Genomic DNA, 9059 nt, shown 5'->3' on the forward strand with positions numbered 1-9059 from the left:
AGTATGTTTGGGGAGAAGGAAGGAGATTATACGATGAATACACCTACTCAAACTCCTTCATTATCGGAAACGATGAAAGAGTGGCATTATGCATTAGCATATGAAATTAAACATTGGAAAACGATAGGTGGTAGTAAAATTTCTATCATGAACGGTCGTTTTTTATATACAGATTATGAAAACACAGTATATGTATTTCAGCTTATTTCGGAAGTAAGCTTACCTGAAGGTTCACCGATTCGAATTGAGTTCGATGGTGAGGAAGCGACAGGAGAAGTCTTATCTGTACATGGATTAGAAATAGAACTGAAATTAAATGATTATATACAAGGTGAAATACGAGAAGCTGTTTTATACAGTGAACCGTGGCAGCTTTTAGAGCAACTACAAGAGAGGTTGAAGGAAGCGCGTAAAGATAAGCTAAAACGTAATCGTATAAAGCGTCTTGTTGATGGGACGAGCAGTCCGAAACATATCGAGAAGATGAAAAACCCGAAAAATGAATTGGCGTATCGCGCGTTTTATAATCCGACAACGTACGTATGGGGACCACCTGGAACAGGGAAGTCTTACAATTTATCACGCATTATTTCGGCTCATTATCAAAAAGGAAAGTCGGTACTTGTGTTAGCTCATAGTAACGCCGCAGTGGACGTATTAATGAGTGAAGTAACGAAGCAAATTGAAAAGAAAAAGAAATGGACACCTGGCGAAATTGTTCGTTACGGTTATAGTCAACATGAACATATACGAAATCATGAAACGTTACTTGCGTCGAAGTTAGTTGAAACGACGAACGGATCTTGGGGCGAGGAAAGACTCTATTTAGAAGAAACACGCCAAGAGCTTCGTGAAAAAATCTTATCGTATAAAGCAACATCTGCTGATAAGAAGCGTATGCAGGAGATTGAAAGTGATCTTCGAAAACAGAGAGCGAAAATTAAAGAAGTAGAAAAAGAATACATTGAAAATGCGAAAGTAATCGGCGCAACTTTATCAAAATGCGCCATTGATTCACTTATTTATGAGCGTACATTTGATTTAGTTGTCGTAGATGAAGTGAGTATGGCGTTCGTTCCGCAAATCGCATTAGCTGCTTCACTTGGAAAACGTATCGTCGTTTGTGGTGACTTTTTACAGTTACCTCCAATTGCGATGGCCAACCATGAACTCGTTCGAAAATGGCTCGGCGAAGATATGTTTTACCATGCCGGAATTGTTGAGTCGGTCAATAAATCAGAAGCACATCCGAACCTATTTATGCTGCAGGAACAAAGACGTATGCATGCGGATATATCGAAATTTACAAACTCATTTATTTATAAAAATAGGGTATATGATCATCCATCAGTTTCAGAACGGAAAGAACTTGCGCAATTGCAGCCATTCGCAAATGAAGCTAGTGTTTTATTTGATACGAGCCAAATGGGGGCCTTTTCGTTAAAAGATGCTGCTTCAGGATCTCGTTTTAACATTATGTCTGGTTTAGTAGCAATGCAAATGATGTTAATCGGACTGTTAGATGGTGTGCAATCAATTGGTGTTGTGACGCCTTACAGAGCGCAGTCTCGCTTTTTATCAACGTGTATTAGAGAGATGTTACAGAGAACGAAATATCAAAACATACCAGTTTTAGCGGCGACAGTTCATAAATTCCAAGGATCTGAAAGAGATATGATGATCTTTGATACGGTTGACAGTTATCCACAAGAACGACCTGGCGTTTTATTTTTTGACCATAAAAATCATCGTCTCGTCAACGTTGCTGTGACAAGGGCGAGAGGGAAGTTCATTCAATTATCAGATTGTCATTATATGCGTAAAAACCTTTCTAGAAAACAAGCGTTGTCACAATTAACGGCTCATATAGAACGCCACGGAGATGTGTATGATCGCACGACATCAAGACAATTGTGGGAACGAAAAATATCGAAACGATTACGCTGGTTTATGGAAATGAATCTTGAGGAAACGAAAGGGCTATTAAAAGATATTTTAGCCGCAAAACGAAAAATTATTATTTCACTTCCAAGTACAAAACAAGTGGATAAGCGAGTATGGCAAGCGTTAATGCGTACAAATGCGCAAATAACGGTGTATAGTGATGGACCAGTTCCGTTAAAAAATGTAAAGTTACAAAGACAAAATAAAGCTTTCCCGTTTATCGTAATTGATGATGAAATCTTCTGGGCAGGCGCACCGCTCACGTCTCAAATGATATTTGAAGGTAGTACAGAATTTCCGTACGTATGTGCAAGACTGCAAGCACCAGAAACAATTGGTGTATTAAAAGGATTTTTAGATATTCGGTAAATTCGGATAGGAATTCCTTGACTTTTATTTGGAATGAACTTAGAATGAATGTAATTTAATATAATTTTATGAAAATTCTTATCACGAGAGGTGGAGGGACTGGCCCTATGATACCTCGGCAGCGGATTCGTTATGAATACTGTGCCAATTCCAGCAAGGTAACTTGAAAGATAAGAAAGAAGCTCATTTTGACTGTATATACAGAAGCCTCTTTCTATCTTTTAGAAAGAGGCTTTTTTACGTGAAAATAAAAGGAGGAAGAAAAATGGGAGCGACAGGAGTAGCGTCACAAAGAAAAACAATTGAAGAGAGTATCGAAAGAAATAAGGAAAAGTACATAGAAACAAGTCATGATATTCATGCGAATCCGGAGATTGGTAATCAAGAGTTTTATGCATCTAGAACGTTAAGTTTATTACTAGGTAGTGCAGGATTTCAGTTGCAGCACAATATAGCTGGACACGAAACAGGATTTATCGCGCGAAAAAGTTCAGGAAAACAAGGACCAGCAATCGCATTTTTAGCTGAGTATGACGCTTTACCAGGACTCGGTCATGCGTGTGGTCACAATTTAATTGGCACCATTAGCGTTGCAGCAGCAATCGCTTTATCAGAAGCGCTCGAAGAAATCGGCGGAGAAGTTGTCGTATTTGGTACACCAGCAGAAGAAGGCGGGCCAAATGGTAGCGCAAAATCGAGTTATGTAAAAGCAGGTTTATTTAAAAATATTGATGCGGCGCTTATGATTCATCCGAGCGGAAAAACAGCGACAACGAGCCCTTCACTAGCAGTCGATCCACTTGATTTTCATTTTTACGGAAAAACAGCTCACGCGGCAGCGTCACCTGAAGAAGGAATTAATGCATTAGATGCGGTGATTCAGCTGTACAACAGCATTAACGCACTTCGCCAACAACTTCCGTCAGACGTGAAAATTCATGGCGTTATTACAGAAGGCGGAAAAGCACCTAACATTATTCCTGACTACGCCGCAGCAAGATTCTTCATCCGCGCAGCAACGCGAAAAAGATGTGCGGAAGTAACAGAAAAAGTAAAAAATATTGCACAGGGAGCAGCGCTAGCAACAGGTGCAAAAGTAAAAATCCATCAATTCCAAAATGAAATCGATGAACTGCTCGTAACAAAAACATATAACGACGTCGTAGCTGAAGAACTAGAATTACTCGGGGAAGACGTAAATCGTAAAGAAAGATTTGGTATTGGTTCAACCGATGCAGGAAACGTTAGCCAAGTTGTACCGACAATCCACCCGTACATTAAAATCGGCCCAGATGATTTAATTGCACATACGAATGAATTTAGAGAAGCAGCACGTTCAGAATTAGGAGACAAAGCTCTAATTACATCAGCAAAAGCACTAGCAAATACCGCGTATCGATTAATTACGGAAGAAGGGTTGTTAGAGAAGGTGAAGGAAGAGTTTAGAGAGGCGCAGAGAAATCAGGGGTAGGTGGTTAAAGGGAGTGGATAATCCACTCCTTTTTCTTTTTTGGAAAGCTGGTGCCTATCACTTTATTAGAACGACAATTTCTCCTCAAACTCACTCTTTAAAACAATTAAAGGAGATGATAATCCGAATTGCATTAAAGAGTCTAAAAATGCAGCGAGGGAATCCATCGAATCGCTCATGACCTTCATCATATAATTAAACTCCCCACTAATTCGATATAAATCAGTTACTTCAGGAGCGGCATTACAATATTGGATAAAATCAGAGCATTGGCTTGTTTTAAACATGATGAATGCTTGAATGTTTTTATTAATTTTGGAAAGCTCAAATTTCGTTCGGTAAGCCGCTATAACGCCTTGATCCTCAAGTTTATTCATACGCTCTTTTACAGCAGGCTGCGTCATGGATATAATCCGTCCTATTTCTGAAACAGAAATTCTCGCATTTTCATACAACAAGTTCATAATTTTATGATCGATTTCATCTAATTTTACTGCGTTTTGCATTGTGTAGCCTCCTTATTGTGTTTTCTAAAGTGAATTACGAATTATAACTATAATATCATAAGTGAACGAACTCAATTACCTATAAATCTATATTTAAAATGATTGGTGTTTATATGAAAATATAAGTATAGGTTTTTATCAAACAGAAATTTAGGAAGGATGGAAAAAATGAAGAATCTTGATGGGAAAGTAGCGTTAGTAACAGGGGCGAGTCGCGGTATTGGTCGTGCGATTGCGATGAGATTGGCAAACGACGGTGCATTAGTTGCGATTCATTACGGCCGAAATAAGCAAGCTGCAGATGAAACAATTAGGGAGATTGAATCTAATGAAGGAAAGGCATTTTTAATTGAAGCTGATCTTAATTCAATCGATGGTGTTAAAAAGCTAGTAGAACAATTAAAGAATGAATTACAAATAAGAGTTGGTACATCAGAGATTGATATTTTAGTAAACAATGCAGGGATAGGTATACAAGGGACGATTGAAAATACAACAGAAGAAGTTTTTGATGAAATTATGTCCGTAAATATTAAGGCGCCGTTCTTCTTAATTCAGCAAACATTACCGTTACTACGAGCAGAGGGGCGCGTTATTAACATTTCATCAGCTGAAGTAAGACTTGGTTTTACAGGATCCATTGCATACGGTTTAAGTAAAGGTGCACTCAATACGATGACACTGCCTCTAGCTAAACATCTTGGAGAAAGAGGTATAACAGTGAATACAATTATGCCTGGATATACGAAGACAGATATCAATGCAAAATTGCTAGATGATCCGGAAATACGAAATTTTGCTACAAACTCATCTGTGTTCGGGCGAATAGGGCAAGTTGAAGATATTGCAGATGCAGTAGCATTCCTTGCTTCTTCTGATAGCCGCTGGGTAACGGGGCAGATTTTAGATGTTTCTGGCGGGTTTTGTTTATAGGGGCACTACTTCATAACTAGTAATTTATAGAAAGGTAGGGATGATAAAGAAGTCTATTAAAACGTGATTTTTTAGCTAGGCAATTTGAATAAGGGGGCATTTCTTTTTCTTAAGTTGATGGGCATGTATGGTGCCCCCTATTAGACGATAGTGAATGAACAATTTCGGGGTTCAGTTCAACTTTTTTCTAAATTAACATAAATACTTGCAATATTTAAATTAGTACTATATAGTTCTAGTTATGACAAAGGTAAAATTAATGAATCAAAAACGTGTGATTGAAGTAGCTGCAACATTATTTTTAGAAAAAGGGTTTGCTTATACAAGTATGGATGAATTAGTACGTGTAAGCAAAGTTTCAAAGTCTAATGTGTATTATCACTTTTCTAATAAGGAACAATTATTAGAAGGGGTCGTTGATTATTGGATTGAAATGTATCAATCTGCAATTGATGACGTACTTTCTCAGAACCAATTTTTAGTTGAAGATCGTATCCAACTGTTTTTAAAGCAATTATCACAAGGAGTTCAGTCGAGAGAGTATAAGGGGAGCTGTCCATTTATTACTCTTTATATTCAAAGTCCTACACAGGCCACGCAAATAAAAGAAAAAATAGGTCTTTTTTTTACAGGATTACAAGAGAAAGTTTCTCTATTACTTAAACAAGGGATAGAGAATGGAGAATTCAGAAATACGATTAATATTGATGAGGTTGCATCACTTTTTATTACAAATCTTGAGGGAGCGTTATTTATTTCAGAAACATTGAAAGATGCAACTGTAATCACGAAAACAGCAGATCATTTTTTAAAATTGCTTCGATAAAAGAAGCATTTTTTTTACATCAAATTAGTACTGAGTAGTACTACAAAGGGGATTTTATATGAGAACAGTATTTTTAACTGGTGGAACAGGCTTTATTGGAAAGCAATTAGTGAAAGAATTAGTCAAAGAGGATGTTAAAATGCTTCTTTTAGTAAGGTCGAAAAGTAAAGCAATACGCCTTTTTCAAGAAAGAGGCATCTTAAAAAAGGAAGTTATGCACTTTATTGAAGGTGATTTGACGAAAATAGATTTAGGTCTAAGTGCTGAAGATAAGGAGAGGGTATTGAAAACGGATGTGATTATTCACGCAGGAGGCCCCATGGATATTCAAGCGACAAGTAAAGAGGCAACTTCCGTATTTTTAAATGGCGCCAAACATATTAGTGAATTAGCTAAAAGTATTCATCAATTGAAGGGCTTGCAACAATTTATTCATGTTGTAGGTTATATGAGTCCCTTTGATGATAAAAATAGCAAGGTTGCAATTGATGTGTTTAAAGAAGGAAACAATTATTTAAAAATAAAAAATCCGTATGAGAGAACAAAATTTTTAGCAGATCTCTATATCCGTCAGCAGGCATCAGCAGTAGGTTATCCGCTTTCTGTAATTAATCCGCCAACTGTAGTCGGTAGTAGTAAAACAGGGAGTACAGAGCAGATAGCAGGATTAGGTTTGCTTGTGATGAGTATACGAAGAGGGCTCATGCCAGTGATTCCTGGAGGTAAGGGATATAGGTTACCACTTATTTCAAACGATGAGCTTGCGAAGTTTATTGTGCAGGTTTTCAGATTGGAGCAACCGACTATTCAAACATATACACTTGTTGAAGACAAACAGTACGATCAGAACATTGCTGAATTATTAAGTATTATGTCGGAAAGTATGAATATGAGGGCACCAAAAATCTCTGTTCCAATGCCACTTATGAAAGCAATTATGAATAGTGGAGTAAGTAAAATAACAAAAATTCCTTCTGATGGATTGAATTTTATTACAAAACAAAATTTCCTAAATGTTTCAGCGAAAAAAATTATGGGAGGAGATTGGTTTAAGAAGACGAGTGTAATGAAATTTTTGCCTGCCGTAGTAGCTGATCTGGATTATCGAATGATGTATCAAAATGGCCAGCATAATCATTTATTTAAACGAACATTATGCGATAACACTACCCTTTACCAATTACAAGGAGAGGGTAAACCGTTTATTTTATTACATGGTTTATTGAGTGATGGAGAAGATTTATTTCCTTTAGCACAAGAGCTTCATGAAAAAACTGGTCAACCTGTATGGATTTTGGATCTTCCAGGTTTGGGACGTTCTCCTTTTAAACGAGAGAAAAATCTTCTAGATATCTATTTGAATGTAGTGAAAAAGTTATTGGAGAAAGCTACGAATGGTGCACATCTAATTGGCCATTCATTCGGTGCGTTTATTCTTCTGGAAGCATTGGTACAAGAGTACATAGATAAGAAGTATTCAATCACTTTACTTCAGCCACCTGTTGCTAAAAAAAATGCTAAATCGCTAAATGTTCCTCAATTTATGAACAAATGGACATTAAAACTAGCAACTACTAATTTGATAGGGCGTTATTTATTAAGTAATGGTTTGTTTGAAAGTACGGAGAGCATCCCTGAGCATTATATTGAAAAAATAAGTAACAGTTTTACTTCTCCTAGAATTTTAAATACTACGGTTCAGCTTAACAGTTTACTCCTGAAAAACGATCAAGGTGATTTCAATGAAGTAACAAAGTATAATCTTCACATTATTTGGGGGGATTATGACAGAGCCTATTCTGCTCCATCGCATCTTGGTAAGGTTGATTTTGTTCCATATGGACATCATTTTCCTCTTAGCCATCCGAGTGAAACGGCAACATTAGTAATAAAAAATAGTAATACTAGCAGATGAGAGTGTGGGATAAATAAAAAGTGTGTAGTAAATTCGTTGTGTCTTTGGAATAAAATCGTACTGTTTGGGGTCCCGCCCCATCGCTATCAACTTAAGAATTAATTGTTCCCCAAAACGAAAAAAAGAAACATAGGAGCGAAAAAAATCTGTTTTTCTTTTTGATAAATATATTTATTGGAAAATACTTTGAACTTTCGGGTACAGATGCTCCTTCTATCCTATTATAGAAGCTATTTTGAACGTAAGTAATTTGTAAGGAATAGGTAAGAAAAAAGAGATTTTCATTGTGTAGGATAAAAATATAAGGCGGTGTGAAAGGCGGAACAGATATGACTTATATATGAAAAAACAAACCAGTAATAAGAGTATTTCAAAGAAAAGAAGTAATTTCTGGGGTTAACATACATGTGGAAGAAAAGGGATTTACCGTTTGTTAAGACAGAATAGCCTTTGGAAAAATAATAATTATGAATATAATTACGAATTTAATTCTGACTTTTTTGTCATTGTTGGAGATGATAGCTGTGTGATTAATACGAAACAGCAAGCAACTAACTTTACAATTTAAATAAAGGAGAGGATGCTTTATGAAAACATGCAGTAAAATTACATGTGCAAGTCTATCACTTTTAATAGCTGGAAGTTCCCTGTTATACATAACACCAGCCTCAATTGTAAAAGCAGAACCCACGCAAAATGTATCTAGTTCGTTACAAACAAGTAATCAAAGCGATCGTACTTCCGTTAAGAAAGCAATACGGGATTCACTCCAACTTGGATACCCTGGAATACTCGCTCAAATTTCTAAGGGTGGCAAAAATTGGAGCTATGCCGCCGGGATAGCGGATCTGAGAACCAAGAAGCCGATGAAAACAGATTTTCGTTTTCGCATTGGCAGTACGACGAAGACATTCATTGCAACAGTTCTACTTCAATTGGCTGGAGAGAACCGCTTGAATCTAGATGACTCCATCGAAAAATGGTTGCCTGGCGTCATTCAAGGAAACGGATATGATGCTAACCAGATTACGATTCGGCAGATATTGAATCATACAAGTGGGATTGCTGAATACTTAAAGTCAAAAGACTATGATA

At 36.9% G+C, this 9059-nt stretch carries 7 protein-coding genes and 1 riboswitch; of the genes, 6 read left to right on the plus strand and 1 reads right to left on the minus strand.

Going from position 1 to position 9059, the window contains the following annotated elements:
- The first annotated feature begins 3 nt into the window (after positions 1–3).
- Both ACS2QP_RS16665 and ACS2QP_RS16670 read left to right on the plus strand, forming a co-directional pair.
- Positions 4–2313: an AAA domain-containing protein gene (locus ACS2QP_RS16665; RefSeq protein WP_038356552.1), complete on the plus strand. Its 2310-nt coding sequence runs from the start codon at positions 4–6 to the stop codon at positions 2311–2313.
- 75 nt (positions 2314–2388) lie between these two features.
- A riboswitch (SAM riboswitch) is annotated at positions 2389–2490 on the plus strand.
- 88 nt (positions 2491–2578) lie between these two features.
- Entirely contained in the window at positions 2579–3784 is a 1206-nt protein-coding gene (locus tag ACS2QP_RS16670; protein ID WP_438882635.1) for a M20 family metallopeptidase, read from the plus strand.
- A 65-nt stretch (positions 3785–3849) separates the two neighbouring features.
- Here ACS2QP_RS16670 and ACS2QP_RS16675 read toward each other — a convergent pair whose 3' ends face one another.
- Positions 3850–4290 carry an Lrp/AsnC family transcriptional regulator gene (locus ACS2QP_RS16675; RefSeq protein WP_438882636.1) on the minus strand — a complete coding sequence of 147 codons (441 nt, stop codon included), beginning with the start codon at positions 4288–4290 and terminating at the stop codon, positions 3850–3852.
- A 168-nt stretch (positions 4291–4458) separates the two neighbouring features.
- Between ACS2QP_RS16675 and ACS2QP_RS16680 the strand changes: the two genes are divergently transcribed.
- The 4 genes from ACS2QP_RS16680 to ACS2QP_RS16695 all read left to right on the plus strand — a co-directional run.
- On the plus strand, positions 4459–5223 hold the full coding sequence (locus ACS2QP_RS16680) for an SDR family oxidoreductase (protein WP_438882637.1): 765 nt from the start codon (positions 4459–4461) through the stop codon (positions 5221–5223).
- A 259-nt stretch (positions 5224–5482) separates the two neighbouring features.
- Positions 5483–6049: a TetR/AcrR family transcriptional regulator gene (locus ACS2QP_RS16685; RefSeq protein ID WP_438882645.1), complete on the plus strand. Its 567-nt coding sequence runs from the start codon at positions 5483–5485 to the stop codon at positions 6047–6049.
- Positions 6050–6107: 58 nt separating this feature from the next.
- Complete coding sequence (locus tag ACS2QP_RS16690) at positions 6108–7964, plus strand: alpha/beta fold hydrolase (protein WP_438882638.1); 1857 nt, start codon at positions 6108–6110, stop codon at positions 7962–7964.
- A 587-nt stretch (positions 7965–8551) separates the two neighbouring features.
- Positions 8552–9059: serine hydrolase domain-containing protein (locus ACS2QP_RS16695; RefSeq protein ID WP_438882639.1), on the plus strand; the 508-nt coding region annotated here is incomplete at its 3' end.

The organism is Bacillus cereus group sp. Bce019 (assembly GCF_051781745.1).
GTDB classification, from domain to species: domain Bacteria; phylum Bacillota; class Bacilli; order Bacillales; family Bacillaceae_G; genus Bacillus_A; species Bacillus_A cereus.